At 32.9% G+C, this 23,361-nt stretch carries 20 protein-coding genes and 1 riboswitch; of the genes, 18 read left to right on the top strand and 2 right to left on the bottom strand.

From position 1 onward, the window contains the following. Nucleotides 1–11 precede the first annotated feature (11 nt). The 7 genes from purF to EQM05_RS10715 all read left to right on the top strand — a co-directional run bounded on the left by purF (nt 12) and on the right by EQM05_RS10715 (nt 7,840). Nucleotides 12–1,445, top strand: a complete 1,434-nt coding sequence (purF, locus tag EQM05_RS10740; RefSeq protein ID WP_128750037.1) for an amidophosphoribosyltransferase — start codon at nt 12–14, stop codon at nt 1,443–1,445. Between the two features lie 37 nt (nt 1,446–1,482). Continuing rightward, nucleotides 1,483–2,481, top strand: coding sequence for a phosphoribosylformylglycinamidine cyclo-ligase (gene purM, locus EQM05_RS10735; protein WP_128750036.1), 999 nt, complete (start codon nt 1,483–1,485; stop codon nt 2,479–2,481). Nucleotides 2,482–2,497: 16 nt separating this feature from the next. Next, a complete protein-coding gene (purN, locus tag EQM05_RS10730) occupies nt 2,498–3,112 on the top strand; it encodes a phosphoribosylglycinamide formyltransferase (RefSeq protein WP_128750035.1) in 615 nt (204 codons plus the stop codon). A gap of 19 nt (nt 3,113–3,131) precedes the next feature. Beyond that, nucleotides 3,132–4,631 (top strand): bifunctional phosphoribosylaminoimidazolecarboxamide formyltransferase/IMP cyclohydrolase, encoded by a 1,500-nt coding sequence (purH, locus tag EQM05_RS10725; protein ID WP_128750034.1) that lies wholly within the window; start codon nt 3,132–3,134, stop codon nt 4,629–4,631. A gap of 14 nt (nt 4,632–4,645) precedes the next feature. Further along, complete coding sequence (purD, locus tag EQM05_RS10720; RefSeq protein WP_128750033.1) at nt 4,646–5,893, top strand: phosphoribosylamine--glycine ligase; 1,248 nt, start codon at nt 4,646–4,648, stop codon at nt 5,891–5,893. 114 nt (nt 5,894–6,007) lie between these two features. Then, a complete protein-coding gene (locus tag EQM05_RS15795; RefSeq protein WP_164917266.1) occupies nt 6,008–6,157 on the top strand; it encodes a hypothetical protein in 150 nt (49 codons plus the stop codon). Between the two features lie 75 nt (nt 6,158–6,232). Further along, nucleotides 6,233–7,840, top strand: a complete 1,608-nt coding sequence (locus EQM05_RS10715) for a hypothetical protein (protein ID WP_128750032.1) — start codon at nt 6,233–6,235, stop codon at nt 7,838–7,840. Between the two features lie 571 nt (nt 7,841–8,411). Here the strand turns inward: EQM05_RS10715 and EQM05_RS10710 are convergent. Further along, nucleotides 8,412–9,323 (bottom strand): transposase, encoded by a 912-nt coding sequence (locus tag EQM05_RS10710; RefSeq protein ID WP_128750031.1) that lies wholly within the window; start codon nt 9,321–9,323, stop codon nt 8,412–8,414. 330 nt (nt 9,324–9,653) lie between these two features. Beyond that, nucleotides 9,654–10,568, bottom strand: coding sequence for an MBL fold metallo-hydrolase (locus EQM05_RS10705; protein ID WP_128750030.1), 915 nt, complete (start codon nt 10,566–10,568; stop codon nt 9,654–9,656). Between the two features lie 227 nt (nt 10,569–10,795). Further along, a riboswitch (Lysine riboswitch) is annotated at nt 10,796–10,973 on the top strand. A 138-nt stretch (nt 10,974–11,111) separates the two neighbouring features. Between EQM05_RS10705 and EQM05_RS10700 the strand changes: the two genes are divergently transcribed. The 11 genes from EQM05_RS10700 (at nt 11,112) to EQM05_RS10650 (ending at nt 23,339) form a co-directional block, all read left to right on the top strand. Beyond that, on the top strand, nt 11,112–11,498 hold the full coding sequence (locus tag EQM05_RS10700) for a hotdog fold domain-containing protein (RefSeq protein WP_128750029.1): 387 nt from the start codon (nt 11,112–11,114) through the stop codon (nt 11,496–11,498). 33 nt (nt 11,499–11,531) lie between these two features. After that, on the top strand, nt 11,532–12,353 hold the full coding sequence (locus EQM05_RS10695) for a 3-keto-5-aminohexanoate cleavage protein (RefSeq protein WP_128750028.1): 822 nt from the start codon (nt 11,532–11,534) through the stop codon (nt 12,351–12,353). A gap of 21 nt (nt 12,354–12,374) precedes the next feature. After that, nucleotides 12,375–13,412: an L-erythro-3,5-diaminohexanoate dehydrogenase gene (locus EQM05_RS10690; protein WP_128750027.1), complete on the top strand. Its 1,038-nt coding sequence runs from the start codon at nt 12,375–12,377 to the stop codon at nt 13,410–13,412. A 229-nt stretch (nt 13,413–13,641) separates the two neighbouring features. Beyond that, nucleotides 13,642–14,892: a lysine 2,3-aminomutase gene (gene ablA / locus EQM05_RS10685; RefSeq protein WP_128750026.1), complete on the top strand. Its 1,251-nt coding sequence runs from the start codon at nt 13,642–13,644 to the stop codon at nt 14,890–14,892. 14 nt (nt 14,893–14,906) lie between these two features. Continuing rightward, nucleotides 14,907–15,935 (top strand): hypothetical protein, encoded by a 1,029-nt coding sequence (locus EQM05_RS10680; RefSeq protein WP_128750025.1) that lies wholly within the window; start codon nt 14,907–14,909, stop codon nt 15,933–15,935. Continuing rightward, on the top strand, nt 15,936–17,372 hold the full coding sequence (locus EQM05_RS10675; RefSeq protein WP_243108049.1) for a hypothetical protein: 1,437 nt from the start codon (nt 15,936–15,938) through the stop codon (nt 17,370–17,372). A gap of 21 nt (nt 17,373–17,393) precedes the next feature. Further along, a complete protein-coding gene (locus tag EQM05_RS10670) occupies nt 17,394–18,950 on the top strand; it encodes a lysine 5,6-aminomutase subunit alpha (protein WP_128750024.1) in 1,557 nt (518 codons plus the stop codon). Continuing rightward, nucleotides 18,950–19,738, top strand: coding sequence for an OAM dimerization domain-containing protein (locus tag EQM05_RS10665; RefSeq protein ID WP_128750023.1), 789 nt, complete (start codon nt 18,950–18,952; stop codon nt 19,736–19,738). The genes EQM05_RS10670 and EQM05_RS10665 overlap by 1 nt, the downstream gene beginning before the upstream one ends. 82 nt (nt 19,739–19,820) lie before the next feature. Beyond that, nucleotides 19,821–20,441 (top strand): TrkA C-terminal domain-containing protein, encoded by a 621-nt coding sequence (locus EQM05_RS10660; protein WP_128750022.1) that lies wholly within the window; start codon nt 19,821–19,823, stop codon nt 20,439–20,441. 178 nt (nt 20,442–20,619) lie between these two features. Then, the gene (locus tag EQM05_RS10655) at nt 20,620–21,747 is read left to right on the top strand and encodes an ABC transporter ATP-binding protein (RefSeq protein ID WP_128750021.1); all 1,128 of its coding nucleotides are present in this window, start codon (nt 20,620–20,622) and stop codon (nt 21,745–21,747) included. A gap of 74 nt (nt 21,748–21,821) precedes the next feature. Continuing rightward, on the top strand, nt 21,822–23,339 hold the full coding sequence (locus EQM05_RS10650) for a glycine betaine ABC transporter substrate-binding protein (protein ID WP_164917330.1): 1,518 nt from the start codon (nt 21,822–21,824) through the stop codon (nt 23,337–23,339). Nucleotides 23,340–23,361: the final 22 nt, after the last annotated feature.

Here is a 23,361-nt window from a genome sequence, read left to right as displayed (position 1 = left end):
GGGATAAGCACATGAAGCCCTGCAATAACAGTAATTCATTAATTTTTGATTTAGAAGAAGATAAATTTAAGGATGAGTGTGGAGTTTTTGGAGTGTTTTCAAATGGCTCCATAGAAGCAGCACCATTAACCTACTATGGATTATATGCTATTCAGCACAGAGGACAGGAAAGTGCAGGTATTGTTGTATCAGATGGAGAGCAATTGAAAATTCATAAGAGCATGGGATTGGTTTCGGAAGTATTTAATGAAGAAATAATAAACAATCTGAAAGGATACTCAGCCATTGGTCATGTCAGGTATTCTACAACTGGTTCCAGTAATCAGATAAATGCTCAGCCTATATTGGGGAAATATAAGCTTGGCAGCATTGCAATTGCTCATAATGGAAATTTAGTCAATGCAGAAGTAATCAGGGGGCTTTTAGAAGACGGCGGAGTAATATTCCAAACGTCTATAGATTCGGAAGTGTTATTAAACCTTATTGCAAGAGGTGCAAAAAAAGGTATTAAAAATGCTGTAGTTGATGCAATTCAGGCAGTTAAAGGTTCATATGCAATTGTAATTTTAACAGAACACAGTTTAATTGGTGTGCGTGATCCAAATGGAATAAGACCTCTTTGTATAGGCAAAATTAATGATAGCTATATACTTGCATCTGAAAGCTGTGCTTTGGATGCTGTAAGTGCTGAATTTGTAAGGGATGTACAGCCGGGAGAAATAGTCATAATTAACAAAGATGGTATTGAATCTGTTAATTTCTCTGAAAAGACTAAATGTGAAACTTGTTCATTCGAATATATATATTTTGCAAGGCCTGACAGTACTATTGACAATATCAATGTATATAATTCAAGAGTTAAAACAGGAAGAAAATTATTTGAAGAATGTCCTGTTGATGCAGATGTAGTAATAGGAGTGCCTGATTCAGGAATACCTGCTGCAGTTGGATATGCTGAGGCATCAGGAATACCTTATGGCATTGGATTTATAAAAAATAAATATGTTGGAAGAACCTTTATAGCTCCATCTCAGGAGATGAGAGAAAGGGCAGTATCTGTAAAACTTAACCCATTAAAGGTAAATGTGGAAGGAAAAAGAGTTGTTATTGTTGATGATTCTATTGTAAGAGGAACTACAAGCAAAAGACTTGTTGAAATATTAAAAAAAGCCGGTGCTACAGAGGTGCATTTCAGAGTAAGCTCTCCTGTGGTTAAATATCCATGCTATTTTGGTATAGATACTCCATACAGAAGCGAGCTGGTTGGAGCTAAAAGCTCTGTAGAAGAAATAAGGGATTATATTGGTGCAGACAGCCTGGGGTACATAAGTATAGAAGGACTTTTAGAAGCCTTAGGAAAAGATAAAGGATTTTGTTTAGGATGCTTTACAGGAGTTTATCCTGTTTCTGCACCCATGGAAACTGCTAAGGATCATTTAGAATAATATTTAAAATCTATATGAATAGAAAGGTTGGAGACATATGCCTACTTATAAGGATAGTGGAGTAAATATTGAAGAAGGATATAAAACAGTAAAATCCATAAAAAAGTATACTGAAAGGACTTATATAAAAGGTGTTTTGAACAGTATAGGCAGTTTTGCAGGAATGTTTGAACTTGGAAAATACAATAATCCTGTACTGGTAACGGGAACTGACGGAGTTGGAACTAAGCTTGACATAGCTTTTAAAATGAAAAAATATGATACAGTTGGCATAGACTGCGTTGCTATGTGTGTTAATGATATTTTATGTCATGGTGCAAAGCCTCTGCTTTTTTTAGACTACTTAGCTTGCGGCAGGCTGGATTCAGCTGTAGCTTCTGATTTAGTTAAGGGAGTATCAGAAGGATGCATGCAGGCAGAATGTGCTCTTATTGGAGGAGAAACTGCAGAAATGCCTGGCTTCTATCCAGAAGGAGAATATGACATTGCAGGTTTTGCTGTTGGAGTAGTGGAAAAGGATAAAATTATAGATGGATCAGAAATAAATCATGGAGATGTGTTAATAGGAATTTCATCCAGCGGACCTCATAGTAATGGCTATTCTTTAATAAGAAAGCTGATACCAGATATAAATATAGATTTTAAAGGAAATAAAATAGGAGAAGTTTTGCTTACACCTACAAGAATATATGTTAAGACAATTTTAAGCCTTATAGAAAAGTTTAAAATTAAGGGAATGGCTCATATCACCGGAGGAGGATTTTACGAAAATATTCCAAGAATGTTTAAAGATGAATTTACAGCAGTTATAAATAAAAACAGCTTTGAAGTTCCTGAAATATTTAAATATTTACAAAGCCTGGGTGTAGATGAGGAGCATATGTTTAATACATACAATATGGGAATAGGAATGGTATTGTGTGTAGACAAAGAAATATGTGAAGCTGTAATGGAAGAGCTTAAAAAAATGGGAGAAAAAGCATTTAAAATAGGTTTTGTTGAAAAAGGCAGTAAAGAAGTAAAATTAGTGGACTAATTATAAGGAGAAAATTATGTTTAAGATAGCTGTACTTGTTTCAGGTGGAGGTACAAATCTTCAAGCCATAATAGACAGCATAAACAGTGGTTATTTAAACTGTAAAATAGAAGCTGTTATAAGTGACAAGGATGGAATTTGTGCCATAGACAGAGCTAAAAAAAATAACATTCCAGTGTATATTTTTGATAAAAAAATTTACCAGGACAATATTTCCCAGGAAATATGCAATTTGTTGGATAATAAAGTGGATTTAATTGTGCTTGCAGGATGGTTATCCATACTAAAGGGTAGTTTAATAGAAAAATTTAAAAACAAGATTATAAATATACATCCTTCTTTAATCCCAAGCTTTTGCGGAGAAGGCATGTATGGCATAAAGGTCCATGAAAAAGCTATAGAATATGGAGTTAAGTTTTCTGGCTGTACAGTACATTTTGTTAATGAGGAAACGGACAGAGGACCCATAATACTGCAAAAAGTGGTGCCAGTATTAAATTATGACACTGCTAAAATATTGCAGAAAAGAGTGCTTTTAGAAGAACATCATGCTCTGCCTGAGGCAATAAAATTAATTTCAGAAAACAGAGTTACTGTTGAAGGCAGAAAAGTAATAATATCCATGGAATAAATGTTTTGGAGGAATAAAAATGATAAAGAGAGCTTTAATAAGTGTTTTTAATAAAACCGGCGTATTGGAGCTGGCAGGTTATTTGCAAAAAAGAGATGTAGAGATTATATCCACAGGTGGTACATATAAATATTTAAAAGAAAATGGTATTAAAGTAACTGAAGTTTCAGAAGTAACTGGCTTTGATGAAATACTTGACGGCAGAGTGAAAACACTTCATCCAATAATACATGCGGGGATTTTAGCTGTCAGGGATAATAAAGATCATATGGAAACCTTAAATAAAAAGGGAATAAAGCCTATAGATATGGTAGTTGTTAACTTATATCCATTCTTTGATAAGGTACAAGAAAATTTAACATTTAAAGAAAAGGTAGAATTTATTGATATTGGCGGGCCAACCATGATAAGGGCAGCTGCAAAGAATTTTCAGGATGTAGTTGTGCTTACTGATGTAAATGATTATACACCTGTAATGAATGAAATTGAACAGCATGGTGAGGTTCAATATGCAACAAAAAGAAAGCTGGCAGGTAAGGTATTTAATCTAATGGCAGCTTATGATGCTGCTATAAGTAATTTTATGTTAGAGGATAAATATCCTGAGTACCTTGCCCTTTCATATAAGAAATCCATGAATTTAAGATATGGTGAAAATCCTCATCAAAGTGCAGCTTACTATGTATCAACTACTGAAGAAGGTGCTATGAAAGATTTTCAGCAGTTAAATGGAAAAGAGCTGTCCTATAATAATATAAAGGATATGGACATAGCATGGAAGGTAGTATGGGAATTTGAAGAAACAGTATGCTGTGCACTTAAGCATAATTCACCCTGCGGTGCAGCTGCAGCAGACACAGTTTTTGAAGCATATACAAAGACTTACAGCTGTGACCCTGTTTCAATATTTGGAGGAATAGTTGCCTTTAATAAAACAGTAGATGAAAAAACAGCAGAAGAAATGGTTAAGATATTCTTAGAAATTGTAATAGCTCCTGATTTTACAGAAGAAGCATTGAAAGTTTTAAAAACAAAGAAAAATTTAAGAGTTATAAAATGTTCAGTAAAACCAAAAAGTTCAATGGAACTGGCAAAGGTTCATGGAGGAATACTTATGCAAAGTTCTGATGATAAACTAATTGAAGCCATGAATGTTGTTACAGATAAATCGCCAAGTGCAGCACAGTTAAAAGATTTGTTATTTGGAATGAAAATAGTTAAATATACCAAATCAAATGCTATTGTGGTTGTTAAAGATGGAATGGCTAAGGGAATAGGAGCAGGACAGGTTAATAGAATCTGGGCTGCAACACAGGCTTTAGACAGAGCTGGTGACGGAGTGGTTATGGCATCAGATGCATTCTTCCCATTTGGAGATGTAGTTGAAGAAGCTGCCAAATATGGAATCAAAGCTATTATACAGCCAGGAGGATCTATAAGAGACAATGAATCCATAGAAAAATGTAATGAAAATAATATTTCAATGGTGTTTACTGGAATAAGACATTTCAAACACTAAAAGTGAGGTAGTTTATGAAAATATTAATTATAGGATCCGGCGGAAGAGAACATGCCATGGCATGGAAGGCTGCACAAAATCCACAGGTTTCAAAAATTTATATAGCTCCTGGTAATGGGTTAACAGCCATAGAATCAAAATGTGAAAATATAAATTTATGCTCAAATGATGATTTACTAGATTTTGCACAAAGTGAGAAAATTGATTTAACCATTGTTGGACCAGAGGTTCCTCTCATGGATGGGATTGTGGATAAATTCCATGAAAATGGGCTTAAAATATTTGGACCTGATAAAAAAGCTGCTATGCTGGAGGGAAGTAAATCATTTGCAAAAGCTTTTATGAAAAAGCATAATGTAAGAACAGCTGAATATGAAGAATTTAATGATTTCTCTAAGGCAACGGAATATATTAAGCATTGCAGATATCCCTTAGTGATAAAAGCAGATGGCCTTGCAGCTGGAAAAGGTGTGGTAATCTGCGAAAATGAAGGCCAGGCATCATCTGCATTGAAGGATTTTATGATAAATGATATTTTTAAAGGCAGTGGTAAAAAAGTTATTATAGAGGAATTCCTTCAGGGAGTGGAAGCATCTATTTTATCCATTACAGATGGAAATACAATAATACCATTTATATCTGCTAAGGATCATAAGCAGATTTTTCATGGAAATAAGGGCCCTAATACTGGTGGAATGGGAGCGCTGGCACCAAATCCATATTGTAATGAAAGTGTAATGGAAGATTTTAAGCAAAATATTCTTGAGCCCACATTAAAGGGACTAAAAGCCGAAAAATTAGGCTTCTGCGGAATAATATTTTTTGGATTAATGATAACAACAAAGGGAGTATATCTTCTTGAGTACAATATAAGACTGGGAGATCCAGAGACTCAGGCTGTATTACCTTTGATGGAAAGTGATTTTATAGATTTAATAAATTGTGCAATGGATAAGAATTTAAAGGACTATAAAATAAAGTGGAAAAATAAAACTTCCATCTGTGTAGTAGCAGCATCAAAAGGATATCCAGGAAGCTTTGAAAAGGGATTTGAAGTTACTGGCATTACTGAAGATATAACTGTGTTTGGTGCAGGCATTAAACTTGACAAGGGAAAACTTCTTACAAATGGGGGAAGAGTATTGTGCACTCAAGCCTTTGGGGACAATGCTGAATCAGCAGGACAAAATGCATACAAAGCTTTAAAACAAATTAATTTCAGTAATATATATTATAGAAATGATATAGGCAAAATAAAGTAAATTTACGGAACTGTCCTGGATAGTAATTTGGGATAGTTCCTTTTAATTTTGTCTTAAATTTCGGTGATTAGAGTATAATATCTATAAAATACATTTTATGAAAAGGAATTTATTATGAATACAAATCAATTAGTAATTATTTTAATAATACTTAGCTCTATAGTAGCAATTACAACAATAGCTGTAGTAGTAATTATTTTGTTTCTGATACCCAGGGTAAAGAAAATGGAAGATGCTGAAAATAAAGAAAATAAAAATAAGTAATTATTGTATATAGTGTTTTTTTACCTCAGATGTTATAATTAGTAGGTATATTATATAAATGGGAGGATTTATCACATGAAAAATGGGCCAAAGAAGAAGGATTACCAAACAAAAATATTTTTGAGTATATTTCTTGTTATTGCTATATTCATTACAGGCTGGCACTATTTTAGAAACTTTAATCTGAGAAATAAAGTACCTTCAAAGGATTGGTCAAAAGAGGTAATGATTTCATCAGGTGATATAAATACATACAATAAGATAATAAAATATAAAAATGGTATTTTAGCTGCCCATGATACAAATAATAAAATAAAAATTGTTTATATAGATTTAACTGGGGAAAAAATCAGAGAAGCTGTATTTAATTCTGAGGGATATAATGTAAATAATATAAATATTGTATTATATAAAGATTATATACATCTATGCTGGTCTACTTCAAAAAATGGTATGAGTAAAATGGTAAATTTAAAGCTTGACAGCAATCTTAAAGAAGTGGACAAAACCTTTACAGATGGCGTAAAGGAAATAAAGCAAAATGGCGATAATACCCTGTTTCTGCTTTTTGAAAATAAGATTCAGGTCATTGATTATAGCAATGAAAAAGAAGGATTTATAGCTGTAGAGGCAAAAGCAGACAACCCTGTTCTTGGTGCATCAGCTAAGCTGGGTGGAAAACAGATGTTTGCTTTTATGGATAAGGACGGTAATTATTATTACTTTAATTATGATAATAAAATTAATAAAACAATATCACCTGAATTACTGATGGCAGGCAGATTGGATAAATCAACAACTGTATCCTATTATAACAGCTCACTTTCTATAGATGATAAAAATGGATACATCATTGTTGAAAACAAAGGAAAGGATGAGTACCTGCCTCCAAAATTAATTACCTTTTCCCTAAATGGAAAGGAAAAGCCAAGTATCACTGCTTTAAGGGAGGAAGGTGTTGGAACTTTATCAGATATTGTATCTGAATCATCACATGATGGTATAAAAATATTTGCTACGGCACCAAGGCAGTTTAAAAGGAAATCCAAAGTTGATATAATAACATTTAATATTAAAGATGGCAAAAACAGCAATTGGACTTTAGTGTCAAGAACAGAACACAATCCAACTTTTAAAAGCGTTTTTGAAAACTATATTGTATTTACAGACTTTTATAAGGATAATGAGTTAGGAGTATATCTGGCATCAAGTGAACCAGCATTTAAAAATGCTAATAATGGTATAAGAAATTCAGAAAAGAGCATGGCTTTTCAGGATACTATGAGTGACCTGTTAAATAGTATAACATATACCTTTGTAGTAGGTTTGCAATGGATTTTACCGGGTATAGCAATAATAGGATTTATCTGCTTTTTTAATTATGCAGTTAAAGGCCCTGATAAAATTAAATTATTCTTATTATCATATTTTGCATCATCCTTAATAAAATTATATGTGATTCATAAGGTGAGTTATGTAAGATATGCTTCATGGCTACCAAATGGGCTGTCAAGTTTCACATTAGGTGCATTAATATGCATGACAATAAGTGTGCTGTGCTGCTGTTTTGGAATTATGAGATATAAAAAAAATGTTGATAATATGCCAATGATAGACTTTGCATCTGCTTTGCTAATTGATTCCCTGCTTACTCAATTAATTTTTGTACCATTTATGGTCTGAAGAATGAAAGGGGCTGTCGCACTAATTAATTTACATGCAATGTATTGTGGTGTTTAGATATTTACTTTCTATAGACACCTATGGCTCTTTTAAATAATAATGTTGATGTGAATAGGACTTCATCAAAAGAACAAAGATTAAAGAACAAAGATTAAATAAGGTAGTTTTTCTTTGCAGAAAAACCAAAAACTCAATTGATTAAGTGGATTATAGGTTTTAATAACTAAAAATGGTTTCAATTCCAAAAGCAACTATTCAAAACTGCATTGTACATCAAATTAGAAATTCTTTTTTAGTATTACCAATAACCATTATAAATTAGGGGCTGTCGCATTAGCAGTTAAAACTGCTGATGCAAGGCTCATTTTTTATTGAAGGCTGAAACTAAAGATTAAAGAATAAAGAACAAATAATGTAGATTTTTTGCTTTGGCAGAAAATCTTAAAACTCAATTGATTGAGTGGGTCATACGTTTTAAGAACCAAGTTTGTTCCTTAACCTTTCCTGCTTTGGGTATATGGCTCTTTTATTCAATAGTGTTGATAAAGTAACAAATTCCCGTAGGGACAGGTCAATTAAAACTGATTTCAGCATTTCTCATATTTATATATGTATTTTCAATATTAATTTTACTTATTGCTTCTATAAATATATTTATTGCAAATGAAATGTTATTAAAATTAGAACTTTTTAAAAATTTGAATAAGCTTAAATAATTATTTAAATATTTCGTTGCTACTCCTCTAAAACGGTACATCCATTCCATACAGTCACGTCTATATTTTACTGCTTCAGAGCTATTATCAAGATATTTATTGATCTCTCTTATTTTCTTTCTCCTAAAGAACATGGCAAAAAAGCTTTTCGGTCTTGAGGTTGCCTGCTTATTTTTATTTAATATTTTTCCAATATAATTTTCCATATCCATTGCATTCATACGTCCTGTGCCAACTGCTCTGGAATAAATATTTTTATGTGAATCCAATGCTGTAATAACGCAGACTTTATTATTGCTGATATTAATGTAACTTATGCTTTGATCATGAACTCTTTTTTCATTATGTTCAATGCTTTTCTGTCCCTTCCGGGAGAATTTTAAGAAGAAATTCTCAAGTTCAAACTTTCCCTGCATTTTATTTTGTTTAACCATTTTTAATGCAGAGAGCAGCTTGTGCCTCCAGTAAAATAGTGTTACATAAGAAACACCAATTTCCATGGCTGCCGCCTTAAGGGATAAGCCCTCAATGGTACACCTAATGAATGATTCCCATTTTTCAGGGAAGTGAGTCCTTGCAATTGGCGTGTTTGTAAAGTCATTAAATGTTCTTCTACAGCTTTTGCATATATATCTTTGTTTATCATTGTATTTTCCGTATAGCACTGTATGGGTGCAGCCACAGTATGGGCATTTTCTTTCAGAATCATGTCTTAATGAAGCAAAATAAGATAATATATTTATATCAGTACATTTTTTATTCTCCATAGTAATCCAATCCCTTCAGTAATATGTAGGTATTTTAATTATTACCATTAGAGGATTGTCCTATTCATATCAACATTATTATTTAAAAGGGCCATATATGTTTAGCTAACAGTATCGGAGAAGGATAGAGCTGAAAAATAAAAATAAAAATAAAAATTAAAAATAAAAATTAAAAAATGCTGATTTTCGGATTTGACTAAAAACCTAAAATTTAAGTGGCTGTTGCCTTAAGAATAAATACTACAATATATTTTATGTAAATTCATTGTGCGACAGCCCCATTATTTGTTATTTGTTATTTGTTATTTGTTCTTTAATCTTTAAATTTAGTTATCTGTTATTTAATCTTTGTTCTTTTGCTGCCTTGTAATAGTATAGTTTACCATCTTCAATGGAATAGTTAATTAAGTTAAGATTTAGAAAATAACTAATGAAAGCTGATACCGCTGCTAAATTTAAATGATATTCCTTAAAATTCATAGTAAGATTATTTAATATAACCAGGTTTTGAAGAATATCCTCTCTTGTGAGAGGTTCATCCAGCAAGTCCATTATGGTATTCATATAATAATCAATATTTTTTAAATTAAAATCTGCAAGATCTATTATGCCTTCTTTGTCCAGAACACTGTTCCCATGGCTTAAAACAAAGTAATCTGCATCCAGCTCTTTTATATTATTCAATGTATTAACAGACTCAGATATATCATATAAATATGGAAGGGAATATTTCGAAATTATTTCTTTGCTGAATATTGAGTCCCCTAGAAAACACACTTTTTCAGGTGTAATAACACCAATTTGATCTAAGCTGTGACCTTTTAATGAAATAATTTCAAACTTTTCATCATTTAGCTTATTGGTTCCATAACTTAATTCAAAGTCCACATTATAGACTTTATTTGATTTTAACTGGCTTGCTGGAGAAGCTGAAAATAAAACTGAAGGAAATACTTCATTATTTTCCATAAACAGTTTTTCTTTTGCAGATGTATACACTAAGCACCCAGGATAGGTTTCCTGAAAATATAAATTTCCTCCACAGTGATCAATATGATTATGGGTATTAATAATAAATTTTGGATGAAGATTATTATTTATTAACACTTCATCAAGTTTTTTAGCTGTTGAGTTATTTATATTTGTATCAATTAATAAGCAGTTCTTATTCTTAAAAGAATATACCCCGCAGTTTGTAGGAGCATTTATATAATAGGTATTACCTTTAATTTTTGTTAATTCCATACAATCACTTCCTCATTAGTATAACATTTAATGCATTACATAATAAATATATCACTATTTAAAAAATAACTCTATACATTATAAAACTCGCATTATTTGCAGGAAAAGTTTTAAAAATCTTCTAAAATAACTAATTATATTGAATAATTATAATTTTCGGAAAATGTATTGACATATTATTACTGAAAATATTATAATTATATTACAGAGATAAATAAATTAAATTATACATAAATAGAGGTGCAGATATACGTGTAATCTTTAAATGGAAAGGAGAAGAACCTCCAATGTTAAAGATAAATGATATATTTGCCGAAAGGATATAATGGTTCTTAATTATATTCTTGGGAGTAAAGCATACAGTTTTAATCCTGCCATAAACTTTTGTGGAGAGCTATTTATGTAATGGAAAGATTTTCATTGCATAATGGCTATTTGAAGAGTTAAATAGTTCTATTAGTCGTTAAAGCACTGAAAATTTCAGGGCTTTTTATTTATGCTAAATTTATTTATCACTATATTATCTATGAATGGGGGAATTTTATGAAAGCTTTAGTGAGGATGAGAATGAGTCTGCAGGATGCACATTATGGCGGGAATCTTGTAGATGGCGCAAAAATGCTGCAGCTGTTTGGGGATGTTGCAACAGAATTACTAATTAGAAATGATGGGGATGAAGGACTTTTCAGAGCTTACAGCAATGTGGAATTTCTAGCTCCAGTATATGCAGGGGATTATATTGAAGCAGAAGGTGAAATTGTGGAAATTGGAAAAAGCTCAAGGAAAATGATTTTTGAGGCAAGAAAGGTTATCGTACCAAGGCCGGATATAAATGAATCCGCATGTGATGTGCTTAAAGAGCCTGTAATCGTTTGCAGAGCAATAGGCACCTGTGTAGTTCCAAAAGAAAAGCAAAGATTTAGTAAATAGATTTTACTCATAGTGTATTACGGGAGGGTTTGTATGGATAAATTAATTATAACTGCGGCAATTTGCGGCGCAGAGGTTACAAAGGATAATAATCCTAGTGTTCCTTATACTGTAGAGGAAATAGGGAGAGAAGCAGAATCAGCCTATAAAGCTGGGGCCAGCATTATTCATCTCCATGTGAGAGAAGATGATGGTACACCAACACAAAGTAAAGAAAGATTTAATGAATGTTTTGAAGAGATAAGAAAGCGTTGTAAAGATGTAATAATACAGCCATCTACAGGGGGTGCTGTAGGTATGACCGATGAAGAAAGGCTTCAGCCTGTTTATCTTTTACCTGAGATGGCCACACTTGACTGCGGCACCTGTAATTTTGGAGGAGATGACATATTCGTAAATACTGAGAACACTATTAAAAACTTTGGGGAAAAGTTCATGAAATTAAATATTAAACCTGAGCTGGAGGTTTTTGATAAGGGAATGATCGATATGGCTCTTCGTGTTCAAAAAAAAGGATATATAAAAACTCCAATGCATTTTAATTTTGTTATGGGGGTTAACGGAGGAATAAGTGCAGCAGCAAGAGATTTGGTATTTATGGCAGAAAGTATTCCAAAGGGAAGTACTTTTACCGTATCCGGAATTGGAAAAAAAGAATTTGAAATGGGAACTTTAGCTATTATAATGGGGGGGCATGTAAGAGTGGGCTTTGAAGATAACGTTTACATGTCTAAAGGCAAACTGGCAGGTTCAAATGGAGAACTAGTTGAGAAAGTTGTAAGAATATCCAGGGAGCTTGGAAGAGAAATTGCATCTCCAGATGAAGCAAGAGCCATATTAGGTTTAAAGAAATAATGTTGAAATGGGGGACGAAATATGAAAAAAGGATGTAAATTTGGAACACACAGAGTAATTGAACCACAAGGAGTTTTAACTCAGGCAGCATACAAAATAGATAACAATATGGATATTTATGATAATGAAATATTAGTAGATGTTATTGCATTAAACATTGATTCTGCAAGCTTTACACAAATTGAAAAAGAAGCAGAGGGAGACATAGAAAAAATAAAATCCAAAATCATGTCTATAGTTAATGAAAGAGGAAAAATGCAGAACCCTGTCACAGGCTCTGGTGGGATGTTCATAGGTACTGTAGCTAAGATTGGTGATGCTTTAAAGGGCAGAGATCTGAAAGTTGGAGACAAAATAGCTTCACTTGTATCCTTATCACTTACTCCTTTAAAAATAGAAGAAATTACAGATGTAAAAAAGGACATTGACAGAGTAGAGATAAAAGGACAGGCAATATTATTTGAAAGCGGCATTTATGCAAAACTTCCTAGCGATATGTCAGAAACATTAGCTCTGGCAGCTTTGGATGTAGCAGGGGCACCAGCTCAAACCGCAAAGCTTGTTAGACCAGGACAAAGTGTCCTTGTACTTGGAGCAGCAGGAAAGTCAGGTATGCTTTGCTGTTATGAAGCTATGAAGAGAGTAGGACCTACAGGGAAGGTAATAGCTTTAGTCAGAAAACCATGGCAGGCAGAAAATTTAAAGAATTGGGGATTATGCCATACTGCAATATTAGGAGATGCACAAAAACCAATTGATGTTTTAAATAAGACACTGGAAGCAAACAATGGCAAAGAAGTTGATATTTCAATTAACTGCGTAAACATTCAGAACACAGAAATGTCCAGTATACTGCCAGTAAAAGATACAGGTATTGTATACTTCTTCTCAATGGCAACCAGTTTTACAAAAGCAGCTTTAGGCGCAGAGGGTGTAGGTAAAGATGTCACTATGATTATAGGAAATGGATATACAAAAGATCATGCTGAAATAACTTTATCAGAACTAAGAGAGAGCGAAACCATGAGAAAAATATTCGAAAAAAATTACTTAAAATAATCTTAAAACAGTTAAGAGTTAAGAGTTGTAAGTTAAAAGTAAATGATGATTTGCTTACAGCAAATCCAAATTAAAGTTTTGCCTAAGGCAAAACAACATTAACTCTTAGTTCTTAGTTCTTAGCTCTTGGTTTTTATCTTGTAACTCAAAACTCATAACTTAAAACTCATAACTTTGACTCAAAACTTATAACTCATAACTTAAAACTGTATTACGGGGGTTGTTTATTATGAATAAAGGTTCTGGATTGTTTAATAATGTGCCTGATGAACAGTGGAATGACTGGCACTGGCAGATAAAAAACAGAATTGAAACTATTGACGAATTAAAAAAATATATTAACCTTACAGAAGAAGAAGAAAAAGGGGCAAGACTATGTCTTAAAAGCCTGAGAATGGCAATTACACCATATTATCTTTCTTTAATTAATCCAAAAAACCCTGATGATCCTATAAGGAAGGAGGCAATTCCCACAGCTTTGGAATTAGTAAGATCCCCTGTGGACTTAGTGGATCCTCTTCATGAGGATGGAGATTCACCAGTGCCGGGATTAACTCACAGATATCCTGACAGAGTGCTGCTATTGGTTACAGATCAGTGTTCAATGTACTGCAGACATTGTACCAGAAGGCGTTTTACAGGGCAGAATGACAAACCTATGCCTTTGAAACAAATCGATAATGCCATTGAATATATTGCTAAAACTCCCGTTATAAGAGATGTACTTATATCAGGAGGAGATCCATTGACGTTATCAGATGATAAATTAGAATACATTATAAAAAAGCTTAGGGCAATCCCACATGTGGAAATAATAAGAATAGGTTCCAGAGTACCTGTGGTTATGCCCCAAAGAATAACTGATGACTTAGTAAATATGCTTAAAAAATATCATCCAATATGGTTAAATACACACTTTAATCATCCAAATGAGATTACAGAAGAATCAAAAGCTGCCTGTGAAAAACTTGCCGATGCAGGAATACCTTTGGGGAATCAATCAGTTTTGTTAAAAGGTGTAAATGATTGTGTTGATATTATGAAAAAGCTTGTTCATGAATTAGTTAAAATAAGAGTAAGGCCATATTATATTTATCAATGTGACCTTTCAGTTGGACTGGAACACTTTAGAACACCAGTATCTAAGGGTGTAGAGATAATAGAGGGACTAAGAGGGCATACTTCCGGATTCTGCGTGCCGACTTTTGTAGTAGATGCTCCAGGGGGTGGAGGGAAAATACCTGTTATGCCTAACTATGTAATATCCCAAAGTCCTGATAAAGTGATTTTAAGAAATTTTGAAGGTGTAATAACAACCTATAATCAGCCAACAAATTATACTTCACACTGCGGCTGTAAAGATTGTGAAGACATGAGGGAAAGTAAGAAAGTAGGTATAGCAGGATTATTAAATAATCAGCAGGTTGCATTGGAGCCAGAAGGATTGGCTAGAAAGAGGAGGAATAAAATAAAAGATTAATAGGGGTGACAATAATGAAAAAAGATATACTTTTAAGAAATATAAAAAATTATAAAGTTATCTCTATTATAGGAATGGATAAAAATGTTGGAAAGACTACAGCCCTAAATTATATTATTAAAAAGACCAGGGGGATATTTCCTCTTGGTCTCACTTCTGTTGGTGTTGATGGAGAAAGTAAGGATGTTGTTACAGGAAATGATAAGCCAAAAATATATGTGCCTGAAAATACTATAATTGCAACTGCAAAGCAGTGCTTTTTAAAAAGTGACATAACTTTTGAAACCATAGAAAGCACATCCTTTGGTACTCCACTTGGCAATGTAATTATTGGAAAAGCGCTTAGTGAAGGCAATGTTGAACTAGCAGGTCCATCCATAACCTCACAAATGATTGAAATAAGCAGTACACTGAAAAAACTAGGTGCAGAGCTTGTATTAATTGATGGTGCTTTAAGCAGAAAAAGTACTGCTGTTTCAGAATTGTGCGATGGGGTAATACTTGCAACAGGAGCTGCGTTATCAAATAAAATAGACTATGTGGTAAATGAAACTGTGCATAGAATACAGCTGCTTTCTTTAGACACAGTTCATGATAAAGAAGTAATAAGGATATCAAATGATTTCAAAGAAGAAAAAATAATTTTAATAAACAGTGATTATACACATAAAGATTTAAATGTGGCTACTTCTTTAAATGCATATAAGGAAATCTTAGAAAATATTAATAATGAAACAATGTGCATATTAATAAGGGGAATTATAACTGATAAATTATTGCTGCAGATTATGAATAGCGGAAAGGTTAAAAATCATATTACAATTATAGCTGAAAACGGTATCAAGCTTTTTATAAGCAGTGAAACATTTCATAGATATATAAATACCTGCGGTAAAATAAAGGTTTTAAATTCAACTAATGTATTTATGGTAACCTGCAATCCAAGCAGCCCTTTTGGCTACAGCTTTGATAATAATGAGTTTATGGAAAAGCTTCGGAAAAAAATTAATGTTCCTGTAATAAATGTATTAGGTGGTGATTAGTTGTTTTTAAATAGTGATGAAAGAAAATTGGTGGGCTTTACATATATATTAGATAAAATCCAGGTAACTACTCCATATGGAATGGAGCTTAAAAAGAACATAGCACCATTTAAGGAAAAGAGCAAACTACAGCAGGAATTTGATTCAATTGATGAAATTCAAAACTCAATGGAAATACATCCAAGTGAATTCAATAAAATAAGAAATTTGTTCTGCAGTATAAGAGATATTAGAAATACCATAAAAAGATGCTGTAATGATGAAATATTGGACCAGGTTGAAATTTATGAAATTAAATATCTTTGCATTTTACTTGAAAATATAAGAGAAGTTTATGAAATGCTGAACATAAATGTAAGTGGAATACAATTTCATAAATTAACACCTATTATAGAAATTCTGGATCCTGAAAAAAGAAAATTATCCACATTCTATATTTACAATGGATATAGCAAGAAACTTGCAGATATTAGAGATGAAAAGAAAAGGCTGGAGCAGAGAATATACATTTCCAAAGATGAAAAAGATATAGATAATCTTAAAAAAGAAAGAATACAGTGTGTTATAAAAGAAGGTGAGGAAGAGCTCACTGTAAGAAAGAAAATTTGTACAAGGCTGAAGGAGTATACAAATATTTTACTTAACAATCTGCAGTCAGTTGGAACGTTGGACTTTCTTATAGGAAAAGCTTTAATTGGAGGCCATAAGCCTAAAATAAGCCATAACAATGAAATATATTTAAAGGATGCTTATAACCCTATGGTATCTGATATATTGGAGGAAAAAGGAAGAAAGTTTACTCCTATATGCATTCAGCTTAAATCAGGTGCAGCTATTTTAACAGGAGCCAATATGGGTGGAAAGAGTGTAGCAATAAAAACTATTGTTTTGAATTTAATGTTGTTTATTTATGGTTTTAATGTTTTCTGCGGAGAGGCTGAAATTCCAATTCTGCAGTTTATACAGTATGTATCAGAGGACATGCAGAACATATCAAAAGGATTAAGCAGTTTTGCAGGTGAAATTATAAAGTTAAAGGACATAATTAATCTTGCTAAGTCTCATATGGGATTCATTGCTCTGGATGAGTTTGCAAGGGGTACAAATCCACAGGAAGGGAGCAGCTTGGTAAAAGCTGTGGCAGTGTATTTAAATAAATTATCATCCTTTACATTAATAGCTACACATTACGATGGAATTACAGATGAGAATATGGAGCATTATCAGATCATTGGTTTAAAGAATGCTGATTTTAATATGATGAAAAGAAAAATAGAGTTTAACAAAAAAGATGCAGTAGAAATCATACAGCAGGAAATGGAATACGGTATAGAAAAAAAATCAAAATGCTGTCAGGTTCCAAAGGATGCTGTAAATATCTGCAGATTATTAGGATTAGATAAAGAAATATTAGATATGATAAATTACAAGCATTAATGATTTGGGGGGGATATTACTATGGAAAGTAAGTTGAATCTTGATTTAAATGTTGTGGAACAGGCTAGGAAATATGCAAGGAACATAGCACAGGAAACACAGAAATTTATAAATCAGCATACAACAGTTACAGTGGAAAGAACTATATGCAGACTTCTTGGCATAGATGGAATAGATGAATTTTCTGTGCCGCTTCCAAATATTGTTGTAGATAATATTGAAAAGGGAAATGGACTTGGCATTGGGGCAGCATACTATATTGGAAATGCAATGGTGCAGACAAAACTTTCACCTTGGGAAATTGCCTTAAAGGTTTCAAAACATGAATTAGAATTAACTGAACTGCCATCTTCTGATTTGTTTGACATAAAATTAGCTGTAAACACAGCTGCAATGAAGAGCATTGAAAAAATAAAAGAAAACAAAAAAATCAGACAGGATTTTATAAATGAATATGGAGATAAAAAAGGGCCATATTTATATGTTATTGTTGCTACAGGAAATATTTATGAGGATATAACACAAGCTGTAGCTGCTGCAAAACAAGGAGCAGACATAATAGCTGTAATAAGAACTACTGGTCAGAGCCTGCTTGATTATGTACCCTATGGTGCCACCACAGAAGGCTTTGGAGGCACATTTGCCACACAGGAAAACTTCAGACTTATGAGAAAAGCACTGGATGAAGCAGGAGAACAGGTTCACAGATATATAAGATTATGTAACTATTGTTCAGGACTCTGCATGCCTGAGATTGCTGCCATGGGTGCTATGGAGAGGCTTGATGTAATGCTGAATGATGCCCTTTATGGAATTTTATTCAGAGATATTAATATGAAAAGAACCATGGTAGATCAATATTTTTCAAGAGTAATAAATGGATTTGCCGGAGTAATAATTAACACAGGTGAAGATAACTATCTTACCACATCAGATGCAGTGGAGGAGGCCCACACAGTATTGGCATCACAGTTTATAAATGAACAGTTTGCACTTTTAGCAGGGCTGCCTGAGGAACAGATGGGACTTGGTCATGCCTTTGAAATGAGTCCTGATTTGAAAAATGGATTTCTTTTAGAGCTTGCCCAGGCGCAAATGGCAAGAGAAATATTTCCAAGAGCTCCATTAAAATATATGCCTCCTACTAAATTTATGACAGGCAATATATTTAAGGGTCAGGTTCAGGATGCATTGTTCAATATGGTTACAATAATTACAGGACAAAAGATACATCTTCTTGGAATGCTCACAGAAGCAATACACACCCCATTTATGTCCGACAGAGCTCTATCCATAGAAAATGCAAAATATATATTTAATAACATGGCGGATTTAGGGGAAGAGATAACATTTAAACAAGGAGGAATAATACAAAGCAGGGCAAAGGAAGTTCTTGAAAAATCCTGCGAGTTATTGGGAGAGATACAAAATGAAGGATTATTTAGTACACTAAGTCAGGGAAAATTTGCAGGTATAAAGAGGCCAATAGATGGAGGCAAAGGATTAGATGGAGTATTTGAAAAAGAGCCTCAGTATTTTAATCCATTTATAGAGTTAATGGTTGGAGGTGAAGAGTAATGAGCACAGGCTTATATTCAACTGAAAAAAAGGATTATGATAAGCATCTGGATTTAACAAAAATAAAACCCTATGGTGATACCATGAATGATGGTAAAATTCAGCTTAGCTTCACACTTCCTGTTCCTGATGGGGATAAAGCCGTTGAAGCTGCAAAGCTTATAATTAAAACCATGGGACTAAATGATCCTATAATAACTCATCACGAGCCATTAGATAAAGACTTTACCTTCTTTGTTGCATATGGAAGTTTTATTCAAAGCATTAATTATGAAGAAATAAAAGTGCAGTCTGTAGACATTAAAGTTATGGATATGAATGAAGTGTCACAATATATAAAAGATAATATTGGCAGAAAGGTAAGAATAGTAGGTGCAAGTACTGGTACAGATGCTCATACGGTAGGCATAGATGCCATTATGAATATGAAGGGATTTGCAGGCCATTATGGCCTTGAAAGGTATGATATGATAGAAGCCTATAATTTAGGCAGCCAGGTTCCTAATGAAGAATTTATCAGAAAGGCTATTGAATTAAAGGCAGATGTACTTTTAGTATCACAGACAGTTACCCAGAAAGATATTCACATTAAAAATCTAACAGAACTGGTGGAACTCCTTGAAGCAGAGGGCATCAGAGAAAAGGTGATTTTAATATGCGGGGGACCAAGGATCACTAATGAGATGGCAAAGGAAATGGGTTACGATGCAGGCTTCGGGCCTGGTCAGTATGCTGATAATGTGGCTTCATTTGCAGTTACTGAAATGGTTAAAAGGAAGCTTGTGTAAAAATAAATAGTTGCAAAATTAATACATCCTCCTTATAATGGTTATGGCTGATGTGCTTTATAAATACAATGGAGGAAGATTTATGGAGGAAGATATTGTTAAACCTGTATATCAACAAATAGCTATTGATTTGGCAAATAGAATTACCAGGGGAGAATTTAAAATAGGAACAAAACTGCATGGAAGATCAACTTTAGCAGGTCAATATAATGTATCCCCTGAGACTATACGAAGAGCTGTAACCTTATTAGATGATATGAACATAGTGGATGTGTCACATGGAAAAGGAATAATGGTTAAATCCATTGATTCAGCTTTTAAATTCATAGAAAAATTTAGAAGTCATGATTCCATGAATTCATTAAAAAAAAGTATAAACAGCGTTATTGAACGAAAAGGGAAATTAGATGAAGAATTAACTGCTTATATAGATAAACTTATTGATAGTACTGAAAGATTTAAAAATTCAAATCCTTTTGCTCCCATGGAAATTGAAATACCAAAAAACTCTAAACTTATTGGAAAAACAATAGGAGAAGTTAACTTTTGGCAGAATACGGGAACAACTATAATTGGAATAAGAAGAAACAAGACATTGATATTATCTCCTGGTCCATATGCTGCATTTATTGAGGGAGATGTATATATAATGATTGGTGATGAAAACTCTTATGAAAGAGTGAAAAACTTTATAAATGAATAATTGTAACTATTATGCCATAGGTTAAGAGTATTTTACCTATGGTTTTTATTCTATAAACTATGAATTGGATAATATATACTTAAAATCAAGAATAATGTATTTACAAACTGACAACTTTGTACTATAATTAAGTTGTCAGTTCATTTTTTTTAAAGATAATAATTTTAGGGGTGATGGAATGATAGAGTTTAAAGATATTAATAAAAAATTTAAAAACAAAGAAGTAATAAAAAAAATAAATCTAAATATAAATAGGGGAGAGTTTGTTGTTTTAATAGGACCAAGCGGATGTGGAAAAACTACAACACTAAAAATGATAAACAAACTAATTATTCCAACTTCAGGAAGTATATATATCGATGGTCAGGATATATCTGATGTTGATCCTATTGAACTAAGAAGGGGTATAGGATATGTTATCCAGCAGACTGGACTTTTCCCTCATATGACCGTGGGTGAAAACATATCAATAGTTCCAACTTTAAGAAAATGGACACACAAAAAAATTATGGATAAAACAATAACTCTTTTAAAAATGGTTGGAATGGATCCCGATACTTATATGGATAGATATCCATGTGAACTTAGCGGAGGACAGCAGCAAAGGGTTGGAGTAGCCAGGGCTTTTGCTACAGACCCGGAAATAATTTTAATGGACGAACCATTTAGTGCTTTAGACCCAATTACAAGAAATCAGCTGCAGGATGAATTGTATAATCTTCAGCAGGAATTAAAAAAGACTATAGTCTTCGTTACTCATGATATGGATGAAGCATTAAAACTTGGTGATAGAATTTGTATTATGAGGGATGGGGGTATATTACAGTTTGATACTGCAGAGAAAATACTGAAGAATCCAGCAAGTATATATGTAGAAGAGTTTATTGGCAAAAATAGAATATGGAAGCAGCCTGAGTTAATAAGAGCCAAAGATATTATGATTACTGAGCCCATTAAAACCTCAGCAAACAGAACTTTAGTACAAGCAGTTGAAATTATGAAATCCAGCAAAGTAGACAGCTTATTAATTGTTGATAAAGAGGATAAACTTACTGGTATTGTCACATTAAAGGATATTAGAAAACATGATAATAAGAGCCTTAAACTTGAAAGTATCATGGAAAAAGAAATTAAAGCAGTTAATATTAATGAATCACTTATAGATATCCTTAAGAAAATGAATTGCTACAAAGTAGGATATATGCCTGTTATAGATGATAATTCCAAATTAGCAGGACTCATAACAAAAAGTAGTTTATTAAGCGTATTAACTACTCAGTATATTGATCAGGAGGTGGACATATAGTGGATGCAATTAATTTTATAAGACAGTTTGGAAGCTTTGTAGTTGAAAGAAGACAACAGATCCTGAATTTAACAATGCAGCACATAGAATTAACAGTTTTTGCAGTAATTATGGCCATAGTTGTTGGAGTGCCTCTTGGTATACTTATAACCAGATATAAAAAATTATCAGCGCCAGTTATAGGAATTGCCAATGTAGTACAAGCAATACCAAGTTTAGCTCTGCTTGGTTTTTTGATTCCCGTTTTAGGGATTGGAAGTAAGCCAGCTATATTGATGGTTTTTTTATATTCATTGCTTCCAATAATTAAAAATACTCACACTGGTCTGGATAATATAAACCCTGACATTATTGAGGCAGCTAAAGGTATTGGTATGACTAACAGCCAGATATTGCGAATTGTACAAATACCCTTGGCTCTTCCAATAATTATGTCAGGAATAAGAATTTCAGCGGTTACCGCAGTGGGACTTATGACTATTGCTGCATTTATTGGAGCAGGCGGTCTTGGGTATATGGTTTTCGCAGGAGTTCAAACCGTAGATAATAATATGGTTTTAGCAGGAGCAATACCTGCATGCATACTTGCTCTGCTTATGGATTATATTATAGGCAAAATTGAAAAAGGTGTAACTCCCCCAGGAATTAAAAAATCAGATGGTACAATTAAAATTCCTAAGAAGAAAAGAAAGGGAAAGAAGTATTTAAAGCAGATAATAGCAGCTTCTTTGGTAATTGTTATAATAATTGGAGCAGCACTTACTTATGAGAAAAAACAGGACACTATAGTGGTAGGCTCTAAGAATTATAATGAACAATTAATACTAGGAAACATGATTGCTGAATTAATAGAAAAGAACTCCGACATAAAAGTTGAGAGAAAAATGAATTTAGGCGGTACCAGTGTAGCACTTAGTGCACTTAAAGCAGGAGAAGTTGATTGTTATGTGGAATACACCGGAACTGCATTAGTTAATATTATGAATCAGGCTCCTATTAAAGATCCAGACAAAGCCTACAAAGTTGTAAGTGATTATTATACTAAAAATTACGATGTAACATGGCTAAATCCATTAGGTTTTAATAATACCTATACCTTAGCTGTAAGACCGGACACAGCTGAAAAATATAATCTGAAAACATTCTCTGATCTTGCTAAAGTGAGTAATCAATTAAAATTAGGCAGTACTATAGAATTCAGCAACAGAGAGGATGGATACTTAGGATTAAATAAAAAATATAATATGAACTTTAAAGATGTTAAGGCTATAGATGGCGGCTTAAGGTATACATCTATTGCCAATAAAAAGACAGATGTTGTAGATGCCTTTTCAACAGATGGGCTTCTCAAAGGGTTTAATCTTAAAGTTTTGGAAGATGATAAAAACTTTTTCCCATCATATTATGCTGTACCTATTGTAAAAAACAGCACACTAAAAAAACATCCTGAACTAAAGGGTATAATAAACAAATTGTCTGGAAAAATCGATGAACAGCAAATGAGAGATCTTAATTATAAGGTGGATAAGCTTCAGCAGTCACCTGAGAAGGTAGCAGACGATTTCCTTAGGGAAAATGGCTTAGTTAAATAAATATCATTAGCTTAAGGCGAAT

The sequence above is a fragment of the Clostridium sp. JN-9 genome (genome assembly GCF_004103695.1).
Taxonomy (GTDB): domain Bacteria; phylum Bacillota; class Clostridia; order Clostridiales; family Clostridiaceae; genus JN-9.
Note: the sequence above shows the minus strand (reverse complement) of the source record. Positions and strands in the feature narration are given on the sequence as shown.